Below are 26,536 nucleotides of genomic sequence, written 5' to 3'. Positions count from 1 at the left end.
GTTATTAAAAACATATCAGAGAAACAATAAGTTTTAGTTTACTGGAAAAAGGGTGCATTAAATGAATTTTTTTCAAAGTCAAGAATCACTAACCTCATTTGAATGGGTTTTACGTGCTGTTGTTGGTTTTTTCTTCTTGGTCATCGTTGGTAAAGTTCTAGGACAACGTGCCATCTCCCAATTAAGATTGCTTGATTTTGTTATTGCTCTAGTCATTGGCAACATTATTGCCCATCCGTTGTCTGACCAGCATCTTGGGTTAAAAGGGTCCATCATTTCCACCATTGTTTTAGTAACCTTATATCTTGGTGGTATATTCACCATTCTTAAATGGCCATGGTTAAGAATGCTCATTAATAGTGCACCAATCCCACTCGTAAAAGATGGAGAGATTTTATATAAAGGCCTTAAAAAAGCAAGGATTTCTGTAGATTTGTTACTAGGGGAATTACGTAAGGAAAAAGTAGCAGATGTCACGAGCGTGGCATTAGCTTTTTGGGAGTCAGATGGTACAATATCCATTTTTCTAGATCCTAATTACCAACCCATTACACCATCGACCATGCAAATAAAGACAGAACCTTTCGATTTACCAAAGACGATTATTAAAGAAGGTAAAATCATTTCTAATGAGTTAGAACAAATACAAAAGGACGAAGATTGGGTTATCTCTAAATTAGATAATATATATAAAACTGAAATCAAAGACGTCTTGCTGGCAACTGTGGATAAAAATAATAACCTTAAGGTCTTTTTTTATCGGTAGTTACTTTGTTATCTACCATTAAATTATTAAAACCAGGGTATCTTAATAACGGGTTCTGTTACCTATCACAAAACTTAAAAATGTATATGAAAATGACCATTAATTTGTATGTGAATTTGATGGTCATTTTTTATTGATATAACGCTGAAAATCACAAAAGTAGGCGTGAAAGTGTAGTCCAATTTGTATATCAAAATGTAGGATTACAGAGACTTCAGTTACCTTACATTTAAGACTGCAAAGTGCTTTTTTTTTTATTAAAAAACTACGCTTTTCTTTGGTCTTGGCTCTGTTATTATTCATTTTTGATTTTCGTGTAGGTATGAGAATTCATAGGCGGAGAATTTCCGGTTAATGTATAAAGAAGAAGAGTAAGAAGCAGATATAAGCGGAGATATTCCGGTTAACTGCTCTAATTAAGACAAAATCCAAAGATTTTGATCATATAACCGGAAAAACTCCCTTTATTTTTAAGGAAATATGGGTATTTCCCAAGATAAACGGAATTTTTCCGTTTATTTTTCAAAGAAATCCACATCCAGTTGTAACCGTGCCTTGACCTTAAAATGCTCTATACAATAGGTTTAACAGCACTTTGTAATGTTTTTACATAACAAAAAGCCCTGCATTTAGCAGGACAAAATGTATAACAAATAGGAGCACATTTTTAAATGCATTTTTATAAAATGTGACAAGTATCCGAACCCGTTAGTATCTTAACCTGGTTTTAAGTAATTTACCCTTCCACTATTATTAAATGAAAGACTAAACTGACCTTTTTACATAATAAAGTTATAAAACACTCGAAAGTATTTTATATGATCACTTCTTTTAATAGCGATTTTTTTATAACCATTCATCAGGCACTGAACTATTGTCTGCGATTGAAAATGCAGCATTTGTTATTGCTTCTGCTAACGTTTCTCCCATTTCACAAACATCATTAAAGCAAACCTCGGAAACGTCATTTGATTTATATGTAAACCCTAATTTTTCTAATCTCTTAACGATAACCATTGCATGGTCAAGGTTATGTTCAGGTTCAAAATCTGAAACAGGAATGAATGTATCCTTTTCAAAATCATACCATCGATCCCATCTATTTAATTTCCATCCTAGTATTCTTCGAGCTATAATTTCTGTTCTGTTCATATGTATTGGCTCCTTTTCTTTAGACATTATTATTTTACCACTTTAGCTTTTCGGTCCTATATTATTTATTGTCAATTTTTTTAATAAAATTTGCTATCATTGTAAAGGTGTAAAGGTTTTTCACGAAGGGTAATTTATTAGTGAGGTGATCATATTGAAAATTAATCTAACAAAAAACGCATATCTTCAATTAAAAACGGTTGTCCCTGAGAAAACTTCTGTTAGGATTATTGCTCATCAAACGAGTGGTTGAGGTAGTACTATTGTGTATGAACTTGCTCAGGATGAGCAGGTAGAACATGATGAGGTGTATCTATTTGAGGAGATTACTATCCTTGTTAGCCCGGAAGTACAAGCATATCTTGATGGAGATATCGTTATCGACCATACAAAAAATTATGGGTATGTGCTAAAGAATGATTACGAAATCTTAACTTTTGGTATGAAGCTGAAAAAGGGTTAATAAGCCCCCTGTCATTGCTATGAAAGACAAAATACAATAAATCTTTATAAAAAATGTCCTTCATCCTGCCAATGAAGGACAAATCTCTTACTCATTCAATCATAAATGTCTTTCATTCATCTAAAAAGAACAATATTCCTGCATCCAAGTTTACATAATATATTTATAGTAACTAATAAGCTATTTATTTAAAGTCTACCTTTCCCTCCAACGCTCTACTACCATTGCAATTCCTTGGCCCCCTGCAATACATAATGTCGCCAGTCCGTAAGTTAACTTAGTCTTTTGCAATTCATGAAGAAGGGTAACAAGGATTCTTGCACCTGAACAGCCTAGTGGATGACCTAAAGCAATCCCCCCGCCGTTTACATTTACCTTTTTTCGGTCTAGGTCAGGCCAATGCTTTAGACATGCAATTGCTTGTGCAGCAAACGCTTCATTCAATTCGATAAGATCAATCTCTTCTACCGTTAATCCAGCTTTCTCTAAAGCTTTTTCACTGGCAGAAACTGGACCGAGGCCCATCTCTTTTGGCGACACACCAGACACAGCCCAAGATTTAATAGTTGCGAGTGGGGTAAGACCCAGTTTTTCTGCTTTTTCTTCACTCATCAGCATTAAGACCGCTGCCCCATCATTCCGACCGGATGAATTACCTGCTGTCACTGTGCCCCCTTCCTTAAAGGCAGGCTTAAGGGTGGATAATTTTTCAAGAGATGTCCTTCTTGGATGTTCATCAACAGCAAAGAACAAGCTTTCCCCCTTGCCAATAGGAACACTTATTGGCACAATTTCAGCTGAAAATCGCTCGGTCTCCAATGCTTTTAGTGCTTTTTCTTGACTATCAAGTGCGAAGAGATCTTGTTCTTCTCTAGAAATCTCAAATTTTTCTGCTAACCATTCAGCTGTTTGGCCCATATTAAACGTTCCATATAAATCTTGAGGCTGGGAGCATGGTTGGCTACGAGTATTAGAATCAAATAAAGTTAAATCCCCTGGTTTTACCCCCTTCCTATTTCCAACAAAGTAATATGGTGCTTGTGACATACATTCCACTCCGCCTGCCAAAACAACCTCCGATTGACCTGTCTTGATGGACATAACTCCATTTATTACGGCTTGAAGTCCTGAACCACATTGCATTTGTACTGTATGCCCAGTCACCTGTTCTGGAAATCTGGCCTTTAATGCTGCTACCCTTGCGATGTTAGGAGTTTCAGCACTCTGTTTTGTTTGACCAATTATTACTTCATTTACAATAGAAGAATTATAACCAACAGAAGATAAATTATTATTCATAACAGTAGCTAACAATTCTTCTGGTGGCACTGACGAAAGCGCACCACCAAATTTACCGACCGCCGTTCTAAGTGCACTTACAATAACGACCATTATTGTTTCACTCTCCTTTCATTCTCCAAACTTTCCCTACAGCTTAAAGCAATCATAAATCGCGCGTCTGTCTTTGCTTTGACAGATTCGATAGTTTGACCAGGTAAAACTTCAATAAGGACTAATCCTTCCTCATCCACCTCGAAAACTGCCAGTTCCGTTATGATTAGGTCCACTTTTCGAAGTGAGGTGATAGGGTACTGTAATTCTTTTACTATTTTAGATTCGCCTTCTTTGGTGGTGTGTAAAGTGGTGACAATGACTTTTCTTGAGCCCTCTAACAAGTCCATTGCTCCACCGACACCTAATACACTCTTCCCAGGGACAGCCCAGTTTGCCACACGACCTTTTTCATCTACCTGGAGGACTCCTAAAATGGACACATCTACATGGCCACCGCGAATCATCGCAAATGAAGAGGCACTATCAAAGAAGGAAGCTCCTTCTTCAATCGTAACGGGAAGCTTACCGGCATTCACCAAGTTCTTATCTACTTCATCGGCTTGAGGGGTGGATCCTACACCTAGAATTCCATTTTCTGAGTGGAGGTAGACTTTAATTCCCTCGGGAACAAAATCGGCAACCAATGTCGGTATACCAATGCCAAGATTGACAATATCACCATCTTCTAAAGCTAGACCTGCCCTTTTTGCAATGACATGTTTTTCACTCATTGGATTTCTTCCTCCTTCATAACGAGATAATCTACGAAGAGATGAGGTGTAACGATTTCTTCGGGTGATAACTCACCTTTCTTCACAATTTGATCAACCTCCGCAATCACTACTTTGGCCGCAGTTGCCATAATAGGATTAAAGTTTCTAGCTGATTTTATATATACTAAATTTCCTAATTCATCTGCTTTATGTGCTTTTATTAAGGCAATATCGGCCTTTAATGATGGCTGTAGAATATATTTTTTACCTTCAATTTCTCTCTCTTCTTTTCCTTTTGTAATCTCCGTACCAGCACCAACTGGCGTATAAAAGGCTGCAATTCCTGCCCCGCCAGCACGAATTGCTTCTGAAAGCGTTCCTTGTGGGAGCAATTCAATGTCTAACTCTCCCATTTGGTAGGCTTTTACCACATCTGGATTGCTTGTAAAATAAGAACCGATTCCTTTTCGAACTCTTTTTTCCTTAACAAGCACGCCAAGCCCTTTCCCAGGCTCACCAAGATTGTTACTAATTATTTCTAATTTTGCAGTTCCTGACTGTTGTAACGAACGCAATATGGTTAATGGACAGCCCACTAAACCAAAGCCTCCAACCATGATCCTATTTCCATCTTTAATCATTGATGCTGCTTCCATTGCCGAAATTAGCTTATTCATTCTCATTCCTCCAAAGTTATTTACTAGTAATCTTAAAAAACGCAAAAAGCTGAGCAATATTCTAATAAGCTACAAAAATGGAGAACATTTTGTAGCCTTTCAAATTTGCTCAGCTTTAATAAGACCATGAGAGAGGAAAATCTCTCACTTTATTAAAACCAATCTAGATTTTATTATTAATATGGTCCCAATATCTTTGTACTGCCGATTGGAGTGCGACAATGATCGCCTGTTGGGATGGAGCGAAATAATGATCCTTTATTTTTTGGACTAGAGGATCAATCCCATCTTTCAAACAATAACCAATGAGAATTTTTTCAAAAAATTCTTTAGTTAGACCAGTCACAAAAGTGAAATCCGCTTTTTCTATGGTATGACTATGATGGTTTATTTCCAAAACAATTCCAGCATGTTTATATAATTCATGCATGGATGTCCCTTGAGGGGCTTTTGCATAACCCGTAACAATCACTGTTTCTAATTGATTAATAACAACCCCTCCTAAAAACAATTATTATTTTTAGATAATAGTAAAGATTCAGAATAATTATAGTAATTAGAAGGTGACTTGTCAATAGCTCTTATCTTTTAAGAAAATACTACATTTTCCTTCCATATTTTTTCTAATTCCAATCTTGCTTCTATAACTTTGGGATGAAATTGAATATCTGCAGTAGCTCTTACACTATTAACATGATTATTACCTTTTTCTATTTCCGCCACACTGACAGCCCCTGCATTTAATCGTTTACAAATTGACAATCCAGCCAGTCTGCCTTGTGCCATAGCCACTTTAGCACTTTCAATTCCAGTAATATTTCCAGCTACAAACAGATTGGGTATATTCGTTTGTAGTTCCCTATTATGGAGTGGCACTACACCTGATAACCCTTCTATATGAACAAATTTGCATCCAGCTGTGGCTGCCAATTCATAAAGGGGTGTTAATCCACCAGATAAACAAACACAATCAACTTTAATGTTTGTTACCTTTTCAGTGAGGCCGCCGTTGACATCTATCTTGGCTATAGATACACTCAACACTTCTGTCTGACCAATGATGGCATTCAAGGAATGTCGTATATAGATTGGTATTCCCCACATTTTAATACCCATTGGAGGATAAAAGCGTGCTGCTAACTTTCTCCCTGTTTTAGATTTTAATAGTTTTCCACTACCTCTTATCCATCTTGAAGGAGCATGAGGGATTAGATCTTTTAATGTATCTAATTGTGATATTGGCGATGAAAATGGAGAAAAAGGATTATTAGGAAGCATATAGATTCCAACTACATCAGCACCAGCAAGTTTCATTGCACGTGCAATGGATAATGATAGAATATCTATCCCAGCCACAATTACTTTTTTTCCTGGTAATACTCCATAGACATTTGTCATTACCTGTGCAGCGCCAATCGAAATTACCCCTGGGAGCGTCCAACCTGGGAGGGGGACCGGTTTTTCAACTGCTCCTGTTGCAAGCAAAACACATTCAGCATTGATGACCAAGGCTTCTTCATTTTTGGTGAGATCTGAAACATGTACTTTCCACCCAGCTTCCAATCCCCAAACTTGCTTTCCTGATAAAATTTGTACATTAGCTGAACGGGCCTTCCGAATTAAATCTTCTGCATACTCCCTACCCTTCCACCATATCTTTGCATTTCCTTCTTCGTGAAGTTGACCTAGTAATTTCCCCCCTGGCGTGGGATGATCATCGACCACTACGACTCTGACACCTCGTGATCCCATTTCAATTGCAGCGGACAATCCCGCTGGCCCCCCACCGACAACCACTACATCAGTTTTCATCCTTTCTCCCCTTCCCAAGGCTGTTCTCATTATTCCTCCAATGAATAATATTTTTCTCCTTCTTTAATAAGCGTTGTACAGGCCTTAACTAATCCAATATCCGAGCGGTAGATTCTACATTCATAGCATTGGCCAATCCCACAGTACATCCCTCTAGGCTCGTTATTCTTTTCACTATGTCGCAATGTTTTTACGCCGTTTGCCCACAAGGCGACACCAATCGTATCTCCTTTCATTCCTTTATATATTTCATTATTGAAAGAGAAGGAGACTGTCTTTCTTGACTTGTTTCCAAACAATGGATGGTCAATTCTCATCTTTGTATCTCCCTTGCAACAATTTGTGATAGGGAAACAGGACGAGTGGGCTGATGAATGGTTAACATACTTGGATGTTCCAGAAGCCCATTTTTTTGATTTGGAATGAAACATTCCAATGCTGTTCTGCAAATCCTACCTTGACAAATACCCATCCCTGCACGGGTTGCCATTTTTAGTTCCTGCAAGGTACTGGCTCCATCGTTTATTGCCTCTTGTAAACTATCAAGTGAAACTTCCTCACAACGACACACCATGTAAGAAAGGTTAGACATATTGATCCCCTACCTTTTGTCCAATCCGCGCCACTGAAAAATTAGACAAAATAGTTGTTTCAACAGGATTTACCTTACCTGCGAAATAGCTTGATAAACTTTTTGCCATTAATTTTCCCATCACTGTAGACATTCCGTAACCATGTCCATTATATCCTGCAGATATAAAGGCATTATCCCAAGAATTAATTTTTCCAAAGTAAGGCAGATGATCCCTTGTTAACTCAACTGTCCCTGCAAAGGCCCTGATTAATTGCTTATTCCTATAACCTGGGAATATTTCTATGAATCTCTTAGTAAGAAATTCGATTGCAAAGTTAGTATTAGATACATCATATCCATTGGTCTCCCATGGTCCTCCGCCTCCAAAAAGGATGTTCCCTGCGTGAGTTTGTCTGAGGTAAATGGAATTACCCGCAACAAAGGGATGGATTTTTCTCTTTTTCATGATTTCAGTTACAAGAATTTGAGAACGTCTTGGTAAAACAGGAATCTCTTCATTTAATTTGTTGCAGAGCTCTGTGGTCCATGGGCCTGCGCAAAAAAGGTAGGCGTCAGACTGATAGTTTCCTTTATTTGTGGTAGCATATTCTATTTCTTGTTGATTTGTCTTAAATTCATATACCTCGCAATGATCAATGACCTTTACACCATTTTCTTTTAGATAAGAAATGATACTTTTAATCGTTGTAAACGGATAGCTTTGTGCATCTGTTTCACTTAATAACCCCATGTTAATTTGAGGAAATATATCAGGTACTATTGTTTTCATTTCATTAGCTGAGAGGATTTTTACTGTTAATCCCGAAGCCTGATAAAGGTCATGTGCGGCCAGCAGCTTCTGCTTCTCGGTTTCATTACTAGCAACCATTACATTACCTGAACGGACGAATTTAGTATCAATACCATCAAGTTCGAGTGCATCCCAAATCTCGATTGCTAAACGGGCAAACGGTATTTCTCTAAGCTCACGCCCTAACGCCAATACTCCTCCGCCATTCCTTCCAGATGCCGCAGCACCAAATGATTTTCGTTCTAAAATTGTTACACCGTACCCATTTTTTTGAAGGAAATAAGCCGCCATAAGCCCAATAATTCCCCCGCCAATAATTGTAATTGTTCTCTTTTTTGAGGAGAGCATTATAGAATCTTTTAAAAATTCTCCTAAGTGATTATAGATCTCTTTTGCCTGTAAAGCCGTTGCTATTGATTCTTTTTCAACCTGCATTGATAGTAAACTGAGTCGATTCATCTCTTGATCCATATATCTTACACCCTTTAACTTCTATTTGGGGTGAAAAGCATTCCCAATTATTTTACCAATCTTAAAAATGAACTGAGCCTCTGGCTTTTAGGATTATTTAGAACTTCCTCTGCGTTACCTTCTTCTTCAATGACTCCATTGTGCATAAAAATAACACGATCAGCTACTTCCTTTGCAAATCCAATCTCATGGGTAACAACAACCATCGTCATTCCTTCCAATGCCAATTGCTTCATTACCTGTAAAACCTCTCCAACCAACTCAGGATCAAGAGCGGATGTCGGCTCATCAAAAAGCATGATTTTTGGATTCATTGCTAAAGATCTAGCAATTGCAACACGTTGTTGCTGTCCTCCGGAAAGCTTCTTAGGATAAACATCTTTTTTATCAAGTAATCCTACTTTTTCTAAAAGTTTGATTCCTTGTACTTCTGCTTCTGCCACACTCATTTTTAGAACTTCAATCGGACCCACAGTTACATTTTGAAGTACGGTCATATGTGGAAATAGATTAAATTGCTGAAAGACCATCCCCACTTCTTGCCTAATTTTGCTAATATTCTTGTCTGAATTATTCAGTGTAATATTATCAATAATAACCTTGCCATTATTAATTGTTTCGAGGCGATTCAAACAGCGAAGCAGTGTACTTTTCCCTGAACCACTTGCCCCAATTAAAGCAATTACTTCGCCTTTATAAACTTGTAGATCAACTCCTTTTAACACTTCTAATTGATCAAATCTTTTATGAAGATTTTCTACAGTAATAATTGGTTGTGCAGTTTCTATATCGTTTTGCATTTTTAGGGCTTCCACTCCATTTCCTCCTAGCGATCACTTATGCTCATTCGAACTTCCACTTTATTTAAAATAAAGGTGAAAAGTGTCGTCATAATCAGGTAAAATCCAGCAGCGGCAACGTAGAATTCTATAAAGGCAAAATTCGTCGATGCGAATCGTTGTGAAACCATCATAAGTTCAGATACTGTTACTAATGAAGCCAAGGAAGAATCTTTTAACATCATGATAGCTTGATTTCCTAAGGACGGAACACTCACTCGAATAGCCTGAGGAAGAATAATCTTCTTCATAATAGTTGGATATTTCATTCCTAGTGACTCTGCTGCTTCCACCTGCCCTTTTGGAATTGATTGAATCCCCCCTCGGTATATCTCAGCAATATAGGCTGCAGAGTTGATTCCTAATGCAATAACCGAAGATACAAATGGTGAAAGCTCAATTCCTATTTGCGGCAAGCCAAAGTATACTATGAATAATTGGACAAGCATTGGAGTGCCGCGAATAATCCATAAATAGAAGTCAGCAATTAGAGACAAAACTTTTATCGATGAAATTTTCATTAATGCTATGAAAAGGCCCAATATTATACCAATTAGTATGGATACAACTGAAAGTTCTAATGTTACAACTGTTGCTTTAATCATAAACGGAATAAACTTTGTAACTAAACTAAAATCAAGCATCTAATCTCCCCTTAGCGAATATCCTCACCAAACCATTTCTTACTAATTTCTGAATACGTTCCATCATCCATCATGGCTTTTAGATGTTTATTGATTTCAGCTTTAAGGGCCTCTTCGTTCTTATTCAAGGCAATCCCGGCAGCGTCCTTTAGAATCATGTCCCCTACGAATTTAAATGGATAATTTTGCTCTTTAATTAACCGTGCCCCAACTGCTTTGTCTGTCAACACACCATCAACTCGTTTATTAGCTAAATCTTGAAATGTTAGCAAGTCACTTTTATATGTGATGACATTTGCACCTAACTCAGTAGCCTTTTTTTCAAAGGTTGTTCCAATTGCTACTCCTATTTTCTTTCCTTTAATGTCTTTTTCAGGATTCTTGATATCTTTATTATTTTTATTGATAAATAATTGAGCACCTGTATGATAATATGGTTCAGTAAAATCTACCTTTTGTTTTCTTTCTTCTGTGATGGCCATACTAGATAAGATAATGTCATATTTTTTAGTTAACAAGCCTCCAATAATGGTATCCCAAGGGGTAGGAACATAATTTGGCTTTACGCCCATTCTTTTGGTTATTTCATTTGCTATATCTACATCAAACCCTATTAACTTATTATCCTTGTCAAAATAGTTAAAAGGAGGATATACTCCCTCAATTCCTATATTGATTACGCCATCTTCTTTAATTTTTGCTAGTATTCCAGTATCCTCTTGATTTTTCTTGGACTTTTCAACTGAGCCTGTACTTTCTTTACTGGTTCCACAACCGGCGAGCATAAAAACCATGGTAATTAAAATGAATAAATACTTTTTCAATTTCTTTCCTCCTCATATATTTTTATAGAATTCTAGAACACTTTTACATGTAAGAGTTCTAAAAAGTGTAACTAAAATAAAAAATAAAAAACCGTACAAGACATGAAAACGTAAAATGAGCATGACATTCCATAAGCTCATTCGACGTAATCACGGTTGTACGGTTTAATGGAACATGAAAAGAGGTGATCTTTTCACAGCATTATTACCTGACCTTGATTATGTACAAATTATCAATTTGTAAGTGATCGATATTTTCTATTAGTGATTATTATAAATAGTTTGAGTAAACCCGTCAATGATATTTTCTGAATATTTTATTAATTAATACTCCTTTATTATAAAATGTATCACTTTTATAAGCACAATGTAATTTTCACATTGTGCCAACTGGTTAAATTACATATTTACCGCCATTCGACCAAGTGGACCCATTTCGTCTATTATGTTCTGTATATCATAAACCGAAATCGGAAACATAGGAAATCCAAATACATAGGGAGTTATTTCGTATAGCTGAAAATAGATAATCAGTGCCTTATCAGCAATATAATAATCTTGATTCGATTTAATTACTGTAAAGTCTGTAATAAGTTGAATTTTTCGTTCTACGATTTGCTCTTTAATTATTGTTGAGAGCCTCTGAATATAATCACTTCCAGGCTTAAATAAGTCTTTCAATTCACATGACTTCGCTTTTTCTACGTCAAATGTTAGAGACTTTATATACGTCATTCCATGTGCGGAGTGATAATGGTAAGAATAATTAGAGAGTGACAAACTCAGAACATTACGTTGGTTGTTTTTAATTTCATATAAGCCGAGCATTTCCTCTACTGTTGTCGGCATATTCCCCACTTGTTGATCAATTAACTCCTGAGTTTGATTTACGATAGTACGATTAATTAATTTTTCCGTTTCCCGATTCTGCATCCCAATGACTTGTGGATAAATGACCCTTTTATTGGACCCTCCACTAATTGAAGCTGTTTTAATATTTACCGGTAGAATAATGGGCATATCGATCATCTCTCTTACATTTTTTAACCCATTTTATTCTTGCAATAATAATGTGTTCTTCGATATATATTGCCTTCTTATTCATAAACTTCTCTCAATCATTTTCTAAATCCCATTTCCGTTTGAATTTTCATTGATAAAGATTTGATTTTTACAATTTTCAGGGAGATTTGTCCAAGCCTCTTCTTTCTATATTGAATAACTTATGATGAAGCCGATTAGAAAGTCCAAAGATGATGTTGAAAGGAGACGACTTATTTGCCAAAAGCTCTACATTTAAATTTAAGAGTGGACCCGACTCAATATATTTCACAAATACGTGAGGTCCCAGAATATGATTACATTCATTTAGTCCGTCAACCCAAGTACATGACCGACCTTACTCTGCTTAATGAAAAAGTTCATTATCTCAATGAAATTTTCTCCCCAAAAGATTACGTTAAAAAAAATAACATTTCACTTTTACATGCACACCACGGTCAACTAGGTATATTACTACTCCCTTTTAAGCACGCGACAAACCTCCCTTTAGTCACCAGTATTCGAGGCAGAGATGCAACCTTAGCCAATCAGCCTGTCGGTTACTTAGAGAATATGAAAATGCTTTTTAACCAAGGGGATCTTTTTTTTCCAGTTTGCCAGTATTTAGCCGATCGGATAATTGATTGGGGCTGTCCTTCAGAAAAAATAAGAGTGTTGTATGGAGGGGTTGACCTCAGTAAGTACCATTATCGTGCACCAAGTCTTGAGGGTTCACAAAATATCCTTTCTGTAGGTAGGTTAGTAGAAAAAAAAGGGCACCACATATTAATGAAGGCATTTCAAAAGATAAGAGATAAATTTCCTAAGGCCACTCTGACTATTATCGGAGGAGGAGAACTTCAGGATGAACTCACTTCCTTAGCTAAGCAATTAAATTTAGGAGATTCTTTTCGTTTATTAAATCATCTTCATAAAGACAAAGTTAGAGAGTATATGTCAAATGCTGATTTATTCTGCGCTGCAAGTTTAGAAGCAGCTAATGGAGATGTAGAAGGTATTCCGAATACATTAAAAGAAGCTATGGCACTTGGTGTACCGGTACTCTCAACTTATCATGCAGGCATTCCAGAACTAATCACACATAATCAAGAAGGATTCTTAGTAAAGGAAAATAATGTGGATGAATTAGCTACTGGACTTGAATTTATGCTCACTAATAGGCATCTATGGGAGACCTATACAACATCTGCACGGAATAAAGTTGAAACCCTCTTTGATTCTAAACAACAGCTGCTTCTACAAGCAAAATATTATGATGAACTACTGATAGGAGGATAGTAATGGCAGATTATAAATCAATTAAAGTAACAAAAGGATTGAAAACTTTAGAAATAGATAACCCTACAAACTATCCGCTAATTGGAATGGGCGCTCAAGGTGCAGTTTTTAAAATTTCTGAAGATAAGTGCGTAAAAATTTACACTGATCCTCTGCAAGCAAAAATGGAAGCAGAAGCTCTTAAAGCAGGACAACATTTATCCTTTTTTCCTAAAGTCTTTAAAACTGGTTCAAACTTTATCGAGATGGAATACTTTAATGCTCCAACATTGAAAGAATACCTTAAAAACTGTACGTATATTCCCGAATCAATCACCAAAAAACTTCTAGATGTTTTAAGAGAAATGAAAAAGACGAAATTTACAATGCTCGATGCACCTTTAAGACATATTTTCGTCCTTGAAAATGAAGAACTGAAATTGATTGATCACGTAAATGCCTTCAAACGAAATCACCCAATTCCACTTAAATTATTGAGAGATTTAAATATCATCTTATTAAAAGAATCATTTTTATCCCAAGTGAAAAAGCTAGAGCCGGAAACTTTTGAAGCCTGGCAAAAATACTTTAACGAAAACAGTTTTGACTACAAGAACATTCCTGTTTATTCAGGTGGATCAGGTAAAGGGGTTAAAGTTGAAAGTTCCGTAACTCAAACACTAATTGGTTCAGGACACCAAGGAGCTGTATACCGAGTTGCTGAAGATAAATGTGTAAAAATTTACGGAAAACCAGAACATGCAAAGCAAGAAAAAGAGGTTTTAATGTCTAGTCAAAAATTATCTTTCATTCCAAAGGTCTACGAAACTGGCTCCAACTATGTATTAATGGAATATCTAGTAGGACCCGATTTAAATACGTTCCTAAAAAAGCAATCCAGCCTTTCAAATGACATAGCTGGAAGATTATTAGACATTTTAACCACCATGAAAAAGAATGGTTTTAAACAAATCGATGCCCCACTAAGGCATATTTTTGTAACTAATAATGGATTTAAGTTAGTCGACCATGTATATTCGTTCTCAAGAGTGCAAGAAAGACCTCTTGAGTTATTTCAGAACCTTCATGAAAGGGGCTTCTTAGACACATTTCTCCAACAAGTAAAGGAATTGGATCCAAAAACACATGAGGAATGGACAAGGTCACCTATTCCACTTACTAATGAAGAGGTCACTAACGATAATTTAAAGAATTCGAAGAAAACTCGGAGCAGTAAAAAAGGGCATGATCGTAAAAAAGAGAACAACCGAAAGAAAAACCATAATCATAAAAAAGAGTCTAATCGTAAAAATGGACACGATCGTAAGAAGGATTCGAATCGTAAAAATGACCATGAACGAAAAAAGGGATCGGATCAAAGAAAATGAAGATCTTAGTGACAGGTGCGGCTGGTTTTATTGGGTTTCATCTCTCTAAACGTTTGTTAGCTGAAAGTTACCAGGTTATTGGTCTAGATAATCTTAATGAATATTACGATGTACGTTTAAAGGAAGAACGAATCAAAATTTTAGAGAAGCAACCCAATTTTACATTCTACAAAACAGATTTGGCAAACCTGGAATCATTAAAACAACTATTTGCAGATCATTCTATCAGAATTGTCTTTAACTTAGCAGCCCAAGCTGGAGTTCGTTATAGCCTTAAGAACCCTCATGCATATGTTCATTCCAATCTCTTGGGTTTCTTAAATGTATTAGAGGCTTGCAGAAACTACCCGGTAGAGCATTTAATTTATGCCTCATCAAGTTCCGTTTATGGCTCGAATACAAAAATTCCTTTCTCACCGAAAGACTCCGTTGACCATCCGATTAGTATGTATGCTGCTACCAAAAAATCCAATGAATTAATGGCACATACCTATAGCCATCTATATAATATCCCTACAACAGGGCTCCGTTTCTTTACAGTATACGGACCTTGGGGTAGACCAGATATGGCATACTACTCATTTACAAAAAACATTTTCGAAGAAAAAACGATTAAGGTATTTAATCAAGGTAACATGAGTAGAGACTTTACTTTTATTGATGATATTGTTGAAGGGATGATTAGGCTTATTGATCATCCCCCTAAATCCAATAACTATTGGGATAAAAACAACCCTGACCCAAGCTCCAGCTACGCTCCATACCAAATTTATAACATTGGTAATAATAATCCAGTAAATTTAATGGAATTTATTCAGATATTAGAGAAACTAATAGGTAAAAAAGCAAAGGTTGAATTTTTGCCAATGGAACCAGGTGACGTAAAAGAAACCTACGCTGATATTAGTAGCTTACAAAAAGATATTGGATTCTCTCCCTCTACCCCACTTGAAATAGGTTTGGGACAGTTCATTGAGTGGTATAAGGAGTATCATCTCAAAGAATAAGTATGCTTATATTTAAAGTAAAGGCTGTGTTAAAGAACAGTGTTGATTTATACACCCTGTTGATTGGAGCGGAAGGCACGAAGACTACTGTGGGAGTATGGTTCAGGGGAGACCCCGCAGGCGCAAGCGCCGAGGAGGCTCGCCGAAACACCCACGAACCGCTTGTGCCTGGAGCGGAAATCAACAGGCAAATTTAACAGAGCCAAAGTAAAAAACCGAGAAGGAAACCTCGGTTTTTTGGTTTTGTGGGGCTTTACGCTTATTTAATTATATTGAGTAATATGTTTTTTAATTGATAATTTAAATTTAAAGAGGCCTAAGATGAAAGAGAAAATAGAAATAATTAAAACATAAAACCAAATCTGTTTAATAAAAGGTGTATCCCAGACACCGATAAAATATAGTATAGCGGGAATCGTAAGAGTTACCCATGATTGGACAAATGCAACAATCCCGATATAATGGTCAATTTTCTTATTAAGGGCATTTGATAAAAAGAACAAAAACCATAAAAATGCCCACATTCCCCATGTTAGCGTATTAACCACATTATTAAAATGAATAAAAGATACAAAGGTATAAACAACCCCAATTATTGCCACCCATAAACTAAACCAACCGAGACCACTGCCATCCAGCCCCCTCAATACCGTGACACCAACGTATAAATAGGTTAACCCAAATAAAAAAATGGAGGCGACATTATAAAGATCCCAATTATTTTGATCAGCTCCCACCATTAAATAAGTGGGAATCATTATTTGAATCGTTCCTACAAATATATTAAAAATACCAACACTTTTTGCTTCTGCCTTACCAAGAAGCATAAGACTATTTAAAAATAATACAGCACCAGATAAAAATAACCCAACAAAACTCATCCTACTTGTTGTGAAAAGCCTGTTTCCACAACACTCCCCTCCTTCAAAAGGAGAAAAAGCAATTTCTAACTATCAATTAGTATAGAAATAGCTTTTTCATCACTATTTATAAAACTATACTTACAATCACTGAAGTTAAAATACTAACTAATGTTGCTCCAAATAATAGTTTTAATCCAAATCGAGCTACCGTATTGCCTTGTTTTTCATGTAAGCTCTTGACAGCTCCAGAAATAATACCAATAGATGAGAAGTTTGCAAAAGAAACAAGGAAAACAGATATTATTCCTAAGGTCCTTGGTGTAAAGCTATCTTGTATTTTTGCTAAATCCATCATGGCAACAAACTCATTTGTTACAAGCTTTGTCGCCATAATTCCTCCCGCACGAACAGCTTCTGAAAATGGAACACCCATAATGAAGGCAAACGGAGCAAATATATAACCTAAAATTTCCTGGAATGAAATTCCTAAAATCAATTCAAAAATATTATTTATTCCTGCCATTAAAGCAACAAACCCAATCAACATGGCACCAACAATGATGGCAACTTTAAAGCCATCAATAATATATTCCCCAAGCATTTCAAAGAAGCTTTGTTTTTCTTCCTGAATAATAAGAATGTCTTCACTTTCAGTCACCGTATATGGATTAATGATGGATGAAATAATAAATCCACCAAACAAGTTAATCACAAGTGCGGTTACAACATATCTTGGTTCTATCATCGTCATATATGCACCGACAATTGACATTGATACAGTAGACATGGCTGAAGCACATAATGTATATAAACGGTGTGGTTGTAGTTGTCCGAGTTGCTTTTTAACAGTAATAAACACTTCAGACTGGCCGACAATTGCAGAAGCAACTGCGTTGTAAGACTCTAATTTACCCATGCCATTTATTTTGCTTAACAATAATCCAATTGCTTTCATAATGATAGGGAGTATTTTAAAATGCTGTAAAATTCCAATTAATACTGAAATAAAAACAATTGGTAGTAATACTTCAAGGAAAAAAGACATTTCTCCTTTATTTGCAAGTCCGCCAAACACAAATGAAATTCCGCTTGCTGCATATTCTAATAATTTACTAAAAACATCAGCAAACCCTTTAACTAATACTAGACCAAACTTTGTATTTAATAATAACCAAGCCAAAAGGATTTGAATAATAATCATAATAATAACAGGTCTAACTTTAATATTCTTTCGGTTATTACTAGCTACATAAGCTAATCCAAAAACAATAAGTAATCCGATAATAGCAATAATGTATTTCATAGTTTCCTCCACAATGTTGTAATTAATCTTGATGAAAATATTGCGCTTACATTTTTAAGAACAGAACTAATATAACATATGTATTGAACAGATGTTAAGTATCATTTGAAAAAATGTAAAAATATTTTTTAAGATATTTAATTTTATTCACGAAATTATCAATATTTAAATAAAAATATTCACCTAGTTTAAAAATTACTGAAATTTTGTAAATGAACATATGAAAAATTGCGAAATTTTAAAAACCTAACAACACACAGGACTCCTAAAAAACAAAAAACATCCATCAGCTTGTCACTGATGGATTATACAGAGCATACTGTCCACTCCACAAAGACAAATGTACACGAATGGTGCCTGACACCTTAAAGTGACAGCCTAAAGTGAGCTAGACTACTTCCAGTCTTTCGGGGCAGGTGTAGACGTTTAGGGTTTCATTTCGTATGAAGCCGATGGTGGTGATACCTAGTTGTTCGGCAAGCTGTAAGGCCAATTCAGTTGGTGCTGATTTTGACAGGACCATTTCACATCCGATTTTTGCTGCCTTAACGAGGATTTCTGATGAAATCCTGCCGCTAAACACAAGCAATTTATTTTGAAGAGAAATATTATTTTTTAGACAATAACCATATATTTTGTCCAAAGCATTATGACGGCCGATATCCATCCGGCTTATTAACATTTGATCGACTGTACATAAAGAGGCGTTATGAACGCCTCCGGTGCTTTTAAAAATAATCGAAGATTGCTGTAGCTCATTCATAAGCTTAAAGCATTCATCAGAAGATATTTTCGTTCGGACTGTATTCTTCTTCCTAATATGCAATGCATCATTGACAAATACAAAACCTGGTCTACTCATTCCACAGCATGAGGTGATATAGCGTTTATTATGAAACCTTTGATAGTAAGGATTACTATTATTGGTCTGCACGTGAACAAAACCATTGTGCTCATCCGTCCAAACCTCTATAATTTCCTCATACTTTCGAATGATTCCTTCTGAAGCTAAGAATCCAACCACTAAATCTTCAATATACTCTGGTGAACATATAAGCGTGACAAATTCCTCACCATTTATTTTGATAGTTACTGGATATTCGGTTACCACGCTATCTTCTATCTGTTCGGTATATCCTTTTCCAAGCCGAAGAATCTCCCGTTTAACCTCAATTGGTTTCAATGTACCTCACCCGCTGTAGTAAAATATTTGCTAAATAGTCACTATTTAATCTCTTAAAAACACCAATGAGCTCTAAATCTTCGACTTACTCAAAAGGTTCGTCGAAAGTGTGCCACTTCCTATCTTCCTGGCAGCTTTTACAAACATGAAGGATGACCGATTCGATTGCTCCCTCGACATTTTGTTCCGTATCTTCCTGCAACCCACAAATTTCGCATACTTTCATCTTGACTCCTCCTGGTCGGTGATTTCGAACCCTGATTCGACCAGTGCTTGTTCAAAATCATGAACCGAGGCCATCTTTTCATCAAAGCTAAAACTAGCTTGGCTTTTTGATAGGTTAACCTCTGCTTTGGTAATCCCCCATACATGCTCGATAGCTTCAAGAATCTTATTTGCATCCTGCTGGTTTGCCATGTTCTTAACGGTTACAACCCGCGTTTCCAATCTTTTCAGCCTCCCGCTATGAGTTTTCTCGTCTGTTACGTAAGAATACCTCACCTAATCCATCCATAAAATTCATCATACTTGTCATGGCTGCACGCATTTCCCTACTCCACAGTCTTTTTCTTAACTGCCAAAGACTTTGCTTCTTCCCCTCTTGTCCGGATTCAGCCATACGTTCAAATCCATGAGACAGTCCATCCAATACGTCAGAAAGTTGGCCTGGCTGAAGTTCACCTAAAAACGAGAAGGTATTCATTGCATTTTTGATAACGTTTCTTATTGCAGGTTGATTCACTTGTTGAATCGCAATCGCCCCAATCTCAGTTCGCTGGTCAATCATTGATTCAACTGCATCTAATACTTTTGTTTCCTCAAGTCCCTTCATAATGCGAATGGTTTTTAAAATAACATCCTTATTTGCGACAATCTCGCTCATAATCTCAGTCATTGCCTGTTCCTGCTCTATCTCTGGTTTTGGTACTTCCCTAATTTGCGTAATTGCCTTCGCCATATTCGTCGCCCCTTAATTCGATCATTTCTGGAATCGGAGTAAAATCGGAACGATTCCATTTGTCCTCTACTTTCACACTGATCTGCGGAAGTCTATTCCCAAATCGGTGATTATGTTTTGGCAGCGGTGGTTCTCCTTTCACTTCCAGAACTTCCATTTTAACGCCCGTTTCTTTGTAAGCAGGTGTATGAGTCACAATGTCATGGTAGCTACTTGTCAGTCGGTTTACCGCTTCGTAATCTTCCCTCGTGTTCATTGTCAGGTATAGTTCCTTTCCTTTCACTCGATCAGTAACCATTACACGTACTTTTACTTGGCCATATGGGGAAGTCAGCCTTACTAACGTACCATCCTCTAGATTTCGCTCTTTTGCGAGTTCGAGCGAGACCTCTAGCCATGGATGTGGAACCTTATGCGTTAAGCCCTCTGATTGATAGGTCATATTTCCTTCGTGAAAATGCTCAAGCAAGCGACCGTTGTTTAAATGTAAATCGTACTCCTCCCCTGAGATGAAAGGAGGCGTCCAATCGACTGGTACCAACCTCGCCTTTCCTTCTGGTAAAGCAAAGCGATTTTCGTATAAAAGTGGAGTACTTGAGCCATCTTTTAAAACCGGCCATACTTGACTATTCCACCCATCTAACCGCTCATAGCTTACACCCGCAAACAATTTAGCAAGACTTGCCGCCTCATCCATGATTTCGCTTGGATGCTGATAGTTCCAATTTGCTCCGAGTCGATTAGCTACCTCTTGGAAAATTTCCCAGTCAGGTTTCGATTCTCCAAGTGGCTCAAATACTTTATGAAAACGTTGAATTCTTCGTTCTGTATTTGTAAACGTCCCATCTTTCTCTAGGCTTGGTGCAGCCGGTAAAATGACATCAGCAAACTGTGCAGTTTTACTGAAAAAGATATCTTGAACTACAAAGAACTCTAAACGTTCAAATGCAGAATTCACATGATTGGAGTTTGCATCCACGAGCGACATGTCTTCTCCAAATAAGTAGAGCGCTTTTAGTTTTCCTTTATCCATTCCTTCTACCATGTGATGGTTATCCATTCCTGGTTCTTCGGGAAGCTTGACTCCCCAGGCTTTTTCATACTTTTCACGAACATTAGGATCTTGCACTGGTTCATAACCTGGCATCCATGTCGGCATGGTTCCAAAATCACAAGCACCTTGTACATTATTATGACCGCGAAGCGGATAAGCGCCTGTTCCAGGGCGACCATAGTTTCCAGTAATCAAGAGCAAATTGGAAATGGCAGTGCTTGTGTCTGTTGCTCCTTTATGCTGGGTAACGCCCATAGCCCATAAAATACAAGCGGAATTCGAATCATGGATCATTTCTGCTATTTGAATTAAGGTTTCTTGGCTTAAGCCTGTCTTTTCCTCTGCATACTCTAGAGTGAATTTTTCAAGACTCTCAATGTATTTTTCCAAACCGCTAACTCGGTGTTTCAAAAATTCTGTATCCTCCCATTTTTGATCTAAAATGTACTTCGTTACAGCTGAAATCCAAATTAGATCCGTACTTGGCTTGGGATGAATATGAAGATTAGCCCGCTGCGCCAACTCATTTTCCCTTAAGTCTGCAACAATTAACTTTTGACCATGTAATTTATGTGCACGCTTAATTCGTGTGGCTAAAACAGGATGTGACTCTGCAGGATTTGCACCCACGATAATAATCAGTTCAGATTTAATAATGTCCTCCATCGTTCCAGAGTCTCCTCCATACCCTACGGTCCTTAATAAACCCGCAGTTGCTGGAGATTGACAATACCTCGAACAGTTATCAACATTATTTGTTTCCATAACTGCACGGGCAAATTTTTGAAATAAATAATTTTCCTCATTGGAGCATTTAGAAGAAGCGATGTAGCCGATTGAATCGGGACCATATTCTCGTTTGATATGCCCAAGTTTGTGAGCAACCAGATCCAGTGCTTCCTCCCAAGTTGACTCCACAAATTCATTCCCTTTGCGAATTAATGGTTTCGTTAATCGCTCTTCACTATTAACAAAATCCCAACCCCATTTTCCTTTCACACAGGTTGAAATACCATTTACCGGGGCTTCGGTATGTGTTTGAATCTTTAAGATTTCACGATCCTTTGTCCATACCTCAAAGCTACATCCCACTCCACAAAATGTACAGACGGTTTTCGTTCGTTTAATCCGTGCTTTCCTCATTGACGCTTCTACCTCAGAGATGGCGAAAATCTCTCTGTACCCTGGCTCCACCTCTTTTGTCAGATCAATCATCGGCCCTAAGATTTTAGGAGGAATCCCTGTTAAGAAGCCAGCATTTCCCAACATTGATTTTTCCATCAATGCGTTGCACGGACAAGCACTCACACAATGTCCACATGAAACACATGAGGATTGATCAATCGGAACATCGTTATCCCAAATCACACGTGGTTTCTCTCGATTCCAATCAATCGTTAATGTCTCATTTACCTGAAGGTCCTGACATGCTTCCACACATCTACCACACAGAATACACTGATCTGGTTCATATCTATAGAATGGATGAGAATTATCTGGAGGATATGGTTTTGCCTCAAAAGGATACTTTTGATGTTCCACCTCCATTAACTCAACAGTATTATGAATCGTACAATTTCCGTTATTGTTATCACAAACCGTACAATAGAGTTCATGATTCTTTAAAATACGGTTAATCCCCTCATTTTGAGCCTCTCTTGCCATAGAGGATTGGCTATCTACCTCCATTCCCGCTTCTGCTTTTGTAGCACAAGATCGAACGAGATTACCTCCAACATTTACATAGCAAGTATCACAGGTTTGAATGGTTCCTAAATTAGGGTGAAAGCAGATTGAGGGTATAAATATGTCGTTTTCTCTAGCCACCTCTAAAATAGTTTGTCCGGGTCTCGCTTGGTACTCTTTCCCATTAATCTCTACCGAAAAGCTTGACTCTTCCATGTTAGTACCTCCTTTTTTCGGTCATTTTATCTATAAATATTAGGTTTTCGATACAGCTTCTTTTTTTATGTAATCCTTATACGATAACCAATAGGCAAGTGAAACAAAGATACTTCCGCCAACTGCGTTTCCTATAATAACGGGAATAAAATTCCTAAAAAAATCGGCCCATGTAAAGTGGTCTGAGAAGATTGCTGCAGGTATGAGGAACATGTTTGCTACAACATGTTGAAACCCAATCGCCACAAATCCCATAATTGGAAACCAAATGGCCAAAATCTTACCGCTCATTTCTTGGGATCCATAGGATAGCCAGCATGCAAGACCCACTAACCAATTGCATCCAATGGCAGAGAAAAAACAAGCCCAAAACCCTTCATCTAATTTGGCTTGTGCAATGGCAACGGTTTTCTCAAGAAATGGACCCTCACTTGTAAGCCCTACTACATGACCGAAAATATAAGCTACAAAAATAGCACCAATAAAATTACTAACTGTAATCCAAAACCAATTGTACATAAGCCTTCCTAATGATACTTTTTTCGCGAAAAAACCCATGGCAACCGCCATCATATTTCCTGTTAACAGTTCTCCACCTGCTAAAAGAATTAAAATGAGACCAAGCGGGAACACAGCTGCTCCTAAAAACGATCCAAAGCTTCCCCAATTCTTAGGGAGATTTGCTGTTACACGAATATCTAGGAGAAAACCTATTGAGATAAAAGCACCACCTAGAATTCCTAATATGAACACCTTATTGACAGGAAGCTTTGCTTTTTTTGTTCCTGCATCAATTGCAATTTCAGCTATTTCATACGGTTTAAGAAATGCCATTTCTCATTTCCTCCTTAATGGGTTCAAGAATTAATATTTACTTTTATGGGAATTTTATTAAAAACTAATTTTAAGAGAGTAAAATTGAAGGAGGTTTCATTTTGGAACAAGAGAATCTATTTCAATATGTCCAGTCCATGATTATTTCATCAACGCATCGACCAAAATACATGTCTATTTCTACCGTAAAAGTGGCTGATCTACTTGGTGTACCTTGTACTGCGGTTGAGAGTGGTTTAAAGAATTTAGTTGCTGAAGGTCGCTTGAAAACAACCAAACTTGATCAACCACCATATACAGAGGTTTATATGCTTCACTAGAAACAACTGAATGGACTTATATTGATAAGGCTGTGTTAAAGAACATTGTTGATTTTTATACACTGTTGATTGGAGTGGAAGGCGCGAAGACTCCTGTGGGAGTACGGTTCAGGGGAGACCCCGCAGGCGTGAGCGCCGAGGAGGCTCGCCGAAACGCCCACGGAAAGCGAAGCGTCTGGAGCGGAAATCAACAGACAAGTTTAACAAAGCAATTGATAAAAAAAGCTCAAAAATTCTCTATCTAATAATTGGAGAATTTTTGAGCTTTTATATTTTAAGTTCCTCATATATTTACATATCCTCTTTAAAGCGTTAAAATTTTTATTATTTAAATTTTTCAAAAATATGTTATAGTCTAATAAACGAAAAATGGAGTGAGGTAAATGAAATTGCAAGTACACCGTACCTATAATTTTAATGCAGGTCCTTCCGCTTTACCTTTTTCAGTCCTAGAGAAAGCGCAAGCAGAACTGATTGATTTTCGAGGTACAGGAATGTCTGTCATGGAGCTTAGCCATCGAAGCCGTACCTATGAAGAGGTACATAATCAGGCAATCAACAGCTTGAAAGAATTGTTATCAATCCCAGATTCCTATGAAATTCTCTTCCTCCAAGGTGGAGCAAGTCTTCAATTTTCGATGATTCCCATGAATTTTTTAAAGCCGGGAATAAAAGCAAGTTATGTAATGACAGGATCTTGGTCTGAAAAAGCATTTTCAGAAGCTAAATTATTTGGAAATGTCTATCATGCTGCCTCTACTAAAGATGGAAATTACCGAGGTATACCAAAGGTAGATCACTTAAAGTACGATGTTGATGATGCCTATTTACACCTTACTTCCAACAATACCATTTACGGAACTCAATGGAAGGACTTTCCTGACGGTGGAGATGTGCCACTAATTGCAGACATGTCGAGTGATATTCTTTCAAAGCCGATTGATGTAAACAAGTTCTCCCTTATCTACGCAGGAGCACAGAAAAATCTTGGCCCATCAGGAGTAACGGTAGTCATTATCCGGAAAGACCTTTTAGAACAAGCCAATACTTCTATTCCAACAATGCTAAAATACAGTACGCATGTTATGAACAATTCACTATATAATACACCACCAACCTTTGGCATCTACATGCTTGGAGAGGTGCTAAATTGGGTACGTGAATTAGGGGGATTGACGGCAATTTCTCAACGAAATGAACAAAAAGCAAAATTTATTTACGATGCCATTGACTCTAGTAATGATTTTTATTCTGGCCATGCTGAAAAGGACTGCCGTTCTCTCATGAACATAACCTTTAACTTGAAAACAGAAGAATTAGAAAAGAAATTTTTAGAACAGGCAAAACAAGAAGGCTTTGTAGGAGTTAACGGTCACCGATCCATCGGTGGGTGCCGTGTATCTTCATATAATGCCGTTCCGCTTGAAGCATGTCAGGCATTTAGGGAGTTTATGATCGATTTCCAAACAAAAAATAGCTAGTAAAATCACACCCTCTCAAACTATTAGAGAGGGTGTGTTTTTATGATCCCGTTCTACTATTTTCGTTTTCTATTTCCCTAGGTTTTTCTCTTGTTACGAAACTGTAATACTATTCTATTGTTCTTTTTCATAGAAATAGAAACTAATAAGAGAATCATGTGAAATCAACTAGGAGGGAAAAGAACGATGAAAAAACTAATCTCAGCACTAACTGTAGTAGCTTCACTCTTATTTGCTTCTCCTGCTTTAGCTCATACTGTAAAAAGTGGAGATACCATGACGCAAATTGCCAAGGACCACCATATTAGCTTACAAGAACTCTCTCGGCTTAACCCACAAATTAAAAATATTGATTTAATATATGTTGGACAAACTGTTAATACTAGTAAATCAGTGAATGCAACTGACTCGCCTGAAATGGTAGCGGTTCCTCCAGAAAAGGAACCAGCACAACCCGAAATCACAGTGGGTTACTCTGAGTACGAAATAGACTTGTTAGCTAGATTAGTAAGAGCAGAAGCAGAAAGTGAGCCTTATCAAGGAAAAGTTGCGGTAGCCTGTGTGGTTCTAAACAGAGTGGACAGCTCCGCCTTTCCTAACACGATAAAAGAAGTCATTTATCAAAAAGGACAATTTCAGCCTGTTCGAAATGGAGAAATCAATAAACCGGCTGATGTGGATTCAATTAAGGCTGTAAATGAAGCGTTAAAAGAGAAGAGAAATGTGGCTGCCGGATCCCTATTCTTCTATAATCCTGCTATAGCTACTAGTCGTTGGCTTGATTCTAGAGCAACCACACTAGAGATTGGTCACCATGTATTTAAAAAATAAATGAAGATGAAA

29 protein-coding genes are annotated in these 26,536 nt (G+C 37.1%); 8 read left to right on the top strand and 21 right to left on the bottom strand.

Features of this window, described 5'->3' with window-relative positions; translation table 11 throughout:
• Nucleotides 1-61 precede the first annotated feature (61 nt).
• Nucleotides 62-766 (top strand): DUF421 domain-containing protein, encoded by a 705-nt coding sequence (locus RCG25_RS11715; protein ID WP_308083822.1) that lies wholly within the window; start codon nt 62-64, stop codon nt 764-766.
• An 846-nt stretch (nt 767-1,612) separates the two neighbouring features.
• Here the strand turns inward: RCG25_RS11715 and RCG25_RS11710 are convergent.
• A complete protein-coding gene (locus RCG25_RS11710; protein ID WP_308083821.1) occupies nt 1,613-1,918 on the bottom strand; it encodes a BC1872 family protein in 306 nt (101 codons plus the stop codon).
• A 265-nt stretch (nt 1,919-2,183) separates the two neighbouring features.
• Between RCG25_RS11710 and RCG25_RS11705 the strand changes: the two genes are divergently transcribed.
• Nucleotides 2,184-2,381, top strand: coding sequence for a hypothetical protein (locus tag RCG25_RS11705; RefSeq protein ID WP_308083820.1), 198 nt, complete (start codon nt 2,184-2,186; stop codon nt 2,379-2,381).
• Between the two features lie 195 nt (nt 2,382-2,576).
• On the opposite strand, the gene RCG25_RS11700 is transcribed toward RCG25_RS11705, so the two are convergent.
• From RCG25_RS11700 to RCG25_RS11645, 12 genes are all read right to left on the bottom strand, one after another.
• Nucleotides 2,577-3,773, bottom strand: a complete 1,197-nt coding sequence (locus RCG25_RS11700; protein WP_308083819.1) for a thiolase family protein — start codon at nt 3,771-3,773, stop codon at nt 2,577-2,579.
• On the bottom strand, nt 3,773-4,447 hold the full coding sequence (locus RCG25_RS11695) for a 3-oxoacid CoA-transferase subunit B (protein WP_308083818.1): 675 nt from the start codon (nt 4,445-4,447) through the stop codon (nt 3,773-3,775). Before RCG25_RS11695 ends, RCG25_RS11700 begins: the two co-directional genes overlap by 1 nt.
• On the bottom strand, nt 4,444-5,106 hold the full coding sequence (locus RCG25_RS11690) for a CoA transferase subunit A (protein WP_308083817.1): 663 nt from the start codon (nt 5,104-5,106) through the stop codon (nt 4,444-4,446). The genes RCG25_RS11695 and RCG25_RS11690 overlap by 4 nt, the downstream gene beginning before the upstream one ends.
• 163 nt (nt 5,107-5,269) lie before the next feature.
• Entirely contained in the window at nt 5,270-5,578 is a 309-nt protein-coding gene (locus RCG25_RS11685; protein WP_308084162.1) for a DUF3870 domain-containing protein, read from the bottom strand.
• Between the two features lie 116 nt (nt 5,579-5,694).
• On the bottom strand, nt 5,695-6,918 hold the full coding sequence (locus RCG25_RS11680) for an NAD(P)/FAD-dependent oxidoreductase (protein ID WP_308083816.1): 1,224 nt from the start codon (nt 6,916-6,918) through the stop codon (nt 5,695-5,697).
• Nucleotides 6,919-6,947: 29 nt separating this feature from the next.
• Nucleotides 6,948-7,235, bottom strand: a complete 288-nt coding sequence (locus RCG25_RS11675; RefSeq protein ID WP_308083815.1) for a (2Fe-2S)-binding protein — start codon at nt 7,233-7,235, stop codon at nt 6,948-6,950.
• A complete protein-coding gene (locus tag RCG25_RS11670) occupies nt 7,232-7,510 on the bottom strand; it encodes a (2Fe-2S)-binding protein (RefSeq protein WP_308083814.1) in 279 nt (92 codons plus the stop codon). Before RCG25_RS11670 ends, RCG25_RS11675 begins: the two co-directional genes overlap by 4 nt.
• Nucleotides 7,503-8,774, bottom strand: a complete 1,272-nt coding sequence (locus tag RCG25_RS11665) for an NAD(P)/FAD-dependent oxidoreductase (protein WP_308083813.1) — start codon at nt 8,772-8,774, stop codon at nt 7,503-7,505. Before RCG25_RS11665 ends, RCG25_RS11670 begins: the two co-directional genes overlap by 8 nt.
• A gap of 47 nt (nt 8,775-8,821) precedes the next feature.
• Nucleotides 8,822-9,574 carry an amino acid ABC transporter ATP-binding protein gene (locus tag RCG25_RS11660; RefSeq protein WP_308084161.1) on the bottom strand — a complete coding sequence of 251 codons (753 nt, stop codon included), beginning with the start codon at nt 9,572-9,574 and terminating at the stop codon, nt 8,822-8,824.
• A gap of 26 nt (nt 9,575-9,600) precedes the next feature.
• Nucleotides 9,601-10,257, bottom strand: a complete 657-nt coding sequence (locus RCG25_RS11655; RefSeq protein WP_308083812.1) for an amino acid ABC transporter permease — start codon at nt 10,255-10,257, stop codon at nt 9,601-9,603.
• A gap of 11 nt (nt 10,258-10,268) precedes the next feature.
• Complete coding sequence (locus RCG25_RS11650) at nt 10,269-11,081, bottom strand: transporter substrate-binding domain-containing protein (RefSeq protein ID WP_308083811.1); 813 nt, start codon at nt 11,079-11,081, stop codon at nt 10,269-10,271.
• Between the two features lie 399 nt (nt 11,082-11,480).
• Complete coding sequence (locus tag RCG25_RS11645) at nt 11,481-12,101, bottom strand: DUF3298 and DUF4163 domain-containing protein (protein ID WP_308083810.1); 621 nt, start codon at nt 12,099-12,101, stop codon at nt 11,481-11,483.
• Nucleotides 12,102-12,359: 258 nt separating this feature from the next.
• Between RCG25_RS11645 and RCG25_RS11640 the strand changes: the two genes are divergently transcribed.
• The 3 genes from RCG25_RS11640 to RCG25_RS11630 are packed head-to-tail and all read left to right on the top strand — an operon-like array spanning nt 12,360 to nt 15,795.
• On the top strand, nt 12,360-13,421 hold the full coding sequence (locus RCG25_RS11640; RefSeq protein WP_308083809.1) for a glycosyltransferase: 1,062 nt from the start codon (nt 12,360-12,362) through the stop codon (nt 13,419-13,421).
• A gap of 2 nt (nt 13,422-13,423) precedes the next feature.
• A complete protein-coding gene (locus tag RCG25_RS11635) occupies nt 13,424-14,788 on the top strand; it encodes a hypothetical protein (protein ID WP_308083808.1) in 1,365 nt (454 codons plus the stop codon).
• Nucleotides 14,785-15,795 carry an NAD-dependent epimerase gene (locus tag RCG25_RS11630; protein WP_308083807.1) on the top strand — a complete coding sequence of 337 codons (1,011 nt, stop codon included), beginning with the start codon at nt 14,785-14,787 and terminating at the stop codon, nt 15,793-15,795. Before RCG25_RS11635 ends, RCG25_RS11630 begins: the two co-directional genes overlap by 4 nt.
• A 263-nt stretch (nt 15,796-16,058) precedes the next feature.
• Here the strand turns inward: RCG25_RS11630 and RCG25_RS11625 are convergent, their stop codons facing one another.
• From RCG25_RS11625 to RCG25_RS11590, 8 genes are all read right to left on the bottom strand, one after another.
• A complete protein-coding gene (locus RCG25_RS11625) occupies nt 16,059-16,676 on the bottom strand; it encodes an AmiS/UreI family transporter (RefSeq protein WP_308083806.1) in 618 nt (205 codons plus the stop codon).
• A gap of 106 nt (nt 16,677-16,782) precedes the next feature.
• Nucleotides 16,783-17,961: a NupC/NupG family nucleoside CNT transporter gene (locus tag RCG25_RS11620; RefSeq protein ID WP_308083805.1), complete on the bottom strand. Its 1,179-nt coding sequence runs from the start codon at nt 17,959-17,961 to the stop codon at nt 16,783-16,785.
• A gap of 388 nt (nt 17,962-18,349) precedes the next feature.
• A complete protein-coding gene (gene fdhD, locus RCG25_RS11615) occupies nt 18,350-19,144 on the bottom strand; it encodes a formate dehydrogenase accessory sulfurtransferase FdhD (RefSeq protein WP_308083804.1) in 795 nt (264 codons plus the stop codon).
• Nucleotides 19,145-19,229: 85 nt separating this feature from the next.
• Nucleotides 19,230-19,370, bottom strand: coding sequence for a hypothetical protein (locus RCG25_RS11610; protein WP_308083803.1), 141 nt, complete (start codon nt 19,368-19,370; stop codon nt 19,230-19,232).
• Complete coding sequence (locus RCG25_RS11605) at nt 19,367-19,591, bottom strand: heavy-metal-associated domain-containing protein (protein WP_308083802.1); 225 nt, start codon at nt 19,589-19,591, stop codon at nt 19,367-19,369. Before RCG25_RS11605 ends, RCG25_RS11610 begins: the two co-directional genes overlap by 4 nt.
• A gap of 16 nt (nt 19,592-19,607) precedes the next feature.
• Complete coding sequence (locus RCG25_RS11600; RefSeq protein ID WP_308083801.1) at nt 19,608-20,102, bottom strand: helical membrane plugin domain-containing protein; 495 nt, start codon at nt 20,100-20,102, stop codon at nt 19,608-19,610.
• Nucleotides 20,077-23,058 carry a formate dehydrogenase subunit alpha gene (fdhF, locus tag RCG25_RS11595; RefSeq protein ID WP_308083800.1) on the bottom strand — a complete coding sequence of 994 codons (2,982 nt, stop codon included), beginning with the start codon at nt 23,056-23,058 and terminating at the stop codon, nt 20,077-20,079. The genes RCG25_RS11600 and fdhF overlap by 26 nt, the downstream gene beginning before the upstream one ends.
• 39 nt (nt 23,059-23,097) lie before the next feature.
• Entirely contained in the window at nt 23,098-23,892 is a 795-nt protein-coding gene (locus RCG25_RS11590) for a formate/nitrite transporter family protein (protein ID WP_308083799.1), read from the bottom strand.
• A 101-nt stretch (nt 23,893-23,993) separates the two neighbouring features.
• On the opposite strand from RCG25_RS11590, the gene RCG25_RS11585 reads away from it, so the two are divergent.
• From RCG25_RS11585 to RCG25_RS11575, 3 genes are all read left to right on the top strand, one after another.
• Nucleotides 23,994-24,212: a hypothetical protein gene (locus RCG25_RS11585; RefSeq protein ID WP_308083798.1), complete on the top strand. Its 219-nt coding sequence runs from the start codon at nt 23,994-23,996 to the stop codon at nt 24,210-24,212.
• Nucleotides 24,213-24,595: 383 nt separating this feature from the next.
• The gene (gene serC / locus RCG25_RS11580; protein WP_308083797.1) at nt 24,596-25,693 is read left to right on the top strand and encodes a 3-phosphoserine/phosphohydroxythreonine transaminase; all 1,098 of its coding nucleotides are present in this window, start codon (nt 24,596-24,598) and stop codon (nt 25,691-25,693) included.
• 186 nt (nt 25,694-25,879) lie between these two features.
• A complete protein-coding gene (locus RCG25_RS11575; protein ID WP_308083796.1) occupies nt 25,880-26,524 on the top strand; it encodes a cell wall hydrolase in 645 nt (214 codons plus the stop codon).
• Nucleotides 26,525-26,536: the final 12 nt, after the last annotated feature.

Source organism: Neobacillus sp. PS2-9 (assembly GCF_030915525.1).
In the GTDB taxonomy this organism is placed as follows: domain Bacteria; phylum Bacillota; class Bacilli; order Bacillales; family Cytobacillaceae; genus Neobacillus.
The sequence above is the reverse complement of the archived record's forward strand: the minus strand, read 5'-3'. Positions and strand labels throughout refer to the sequence as shown.

Bases quoted from the DNA above. Each gene is read 5' to 3' on its own strand.
- RCG25_RS11590 (WP_308083799.1), bottom strand. From the start codon at position 23,892: ATGGCATTTCTTAAACCGTATGAAATAGCTGAAATTGCAATTGATGCA.
- RCG25_RS11660 (WP_308084161.1), bottom strand. From the start codon at position 9,574: ATGCAAAACGATATAGAAACTGCACAACCAATTATTACTGTAGAAAAT.
- RCG25_RS11675 (WP_308083815.1), bottom strand. From the start codon at position 7,235: ATGAGAATTGACCATCCATTGTTTGGAAACAAGTCAAGAAAGACAGTC.
- RCG25_RS11625 (WP_308083806.1), bottom strand. From the start codon at position 16,676: ATGAGTTTTGTTGGGTTATTTTTATCTGGTGCTGTATTATTTTTAAAT.
- fdhF (WP_308083800.1), bottom strand. From the start codon at position 23,058: ATGGAAGAGTCAAGCTTTTCGGTAGAGATTAATGGGAAAGAGTACCAA.
- RCG25_RS11655 (WP_308083812.1), bottom strand. From the start codon at position 10,257: ATGCTTGATTTTAGTTTAGTTACAAAGTTTATTCCGTTTATGATTAAA.
- RCG25_RS11700 (WP_308083819.1), bottom strand. From the start codon at position 3,773: ATGGTCGTTATTGTAAGTGCACTTAGAACGGCGGTCGGTAAATTTGGT.
- RCG25_RS11635 (WP_308083808.1), top strand. From the start codon at position 13,424: ATGGCAGATTATAAATCAATTAAAGTAACAAAAGGATTGAAAACTTTA.
- RCG25_RS11665 (WP_308083813.1), bottom strand. From the start codon at position 8,774: ATGGATCAAGAGATGAATCGACTCAGTTTACTATCAATGCAGGTTGAA.
- RCG25_RS11690 (WP_308083817.1), bottom strand. From the start codon at position 5,106: ATGAATAAGCTAATTTCGGCAATGGAAGCAGCATCAATGATTAAAGAT.
- RCG25_RS11610 (WP_308083803.1), bottom strand. From the start codon at position 19,370: ATGAAAGTATGCGAAATTTGTGGGTTGCAGGAAGATACGGAACAAAAT.
- RCG25_RS11600 (WP_308083801.1), bottom strand. From the start codon at position 20,102: ATGGCGAAGGCAATTACGCAAATTAGGGAAGTACCAAAACCAGAGATA.
- RCG25_RS11695 (WP_308083818.1), bottom strand. From the start codon at position 4,447: ATGAGTGAAAAACATGTCATTGCAAAAAGGGCAGGTCTAGCTTTAGAA.
- RCG25_RS11680 (WP_308083816.1), bottom strand. From the start codon at position 6,918: ATGAAAACTGATGTAGTGGTTGTCGGTGGGGGGCCAGCGGGATTGTCC.
- RCG25_RS11630 (WP_308083807.1), top strand. From the start codon at position 14,785: ATGAAGATCTTAGTGACAGGTGCGGCTGGTTTTATTGGGTTTCATCTC.
- serC (WP_308083797.1), top strand. From the start codon at position 24,596: ATGAAATTGCAAGTACACCGTACCTATAATTTTAATGCAGGTCCTTCC.
- RCG25_RS11715 (WP_308083822.1), top strand. From the start codon at position 62: ATGAATTTTTTTCAAAGTCAAGAATCACTAACCTCATTTGAATGGGTT.
- RCG25_RS11710 (WP_308083821.1), bottom strand. From the start codon at position 1,918: ATGAACAGAACAGAAATTATAGCTCGAAGAATACTAGGATGGAAATTA.
- RCG25_RS11645 (WP_308083810.1), bottom strand. From the start codon at position 12,101: ATGCCCATTATTCTACCGGTAAATATTAAAACAGCTTCAATTAGTGGA.
- RCG25_RS11575 (WP_308083796.1), top strand. From the start codon at position 25,880: ATGAAAAAACTAATCTCAGCACTAACTGTAGTAGCTTCACTCTTATTT.
- RCG25_RS11620 (WP_308083805.1), bottom strand. From the start codon at position 17,961: ATGAAATACATTATTGCTATTATCGGATTACTTATTGTTTTTGGATTA.
- RCG25_RS11670 (WP_308083814.1), bottom strand. From the start codon at position 7,510: ATGTCTAACCTTTCTTACATGGTGTGTCGTTGTGAGGAAGTTTCACTT.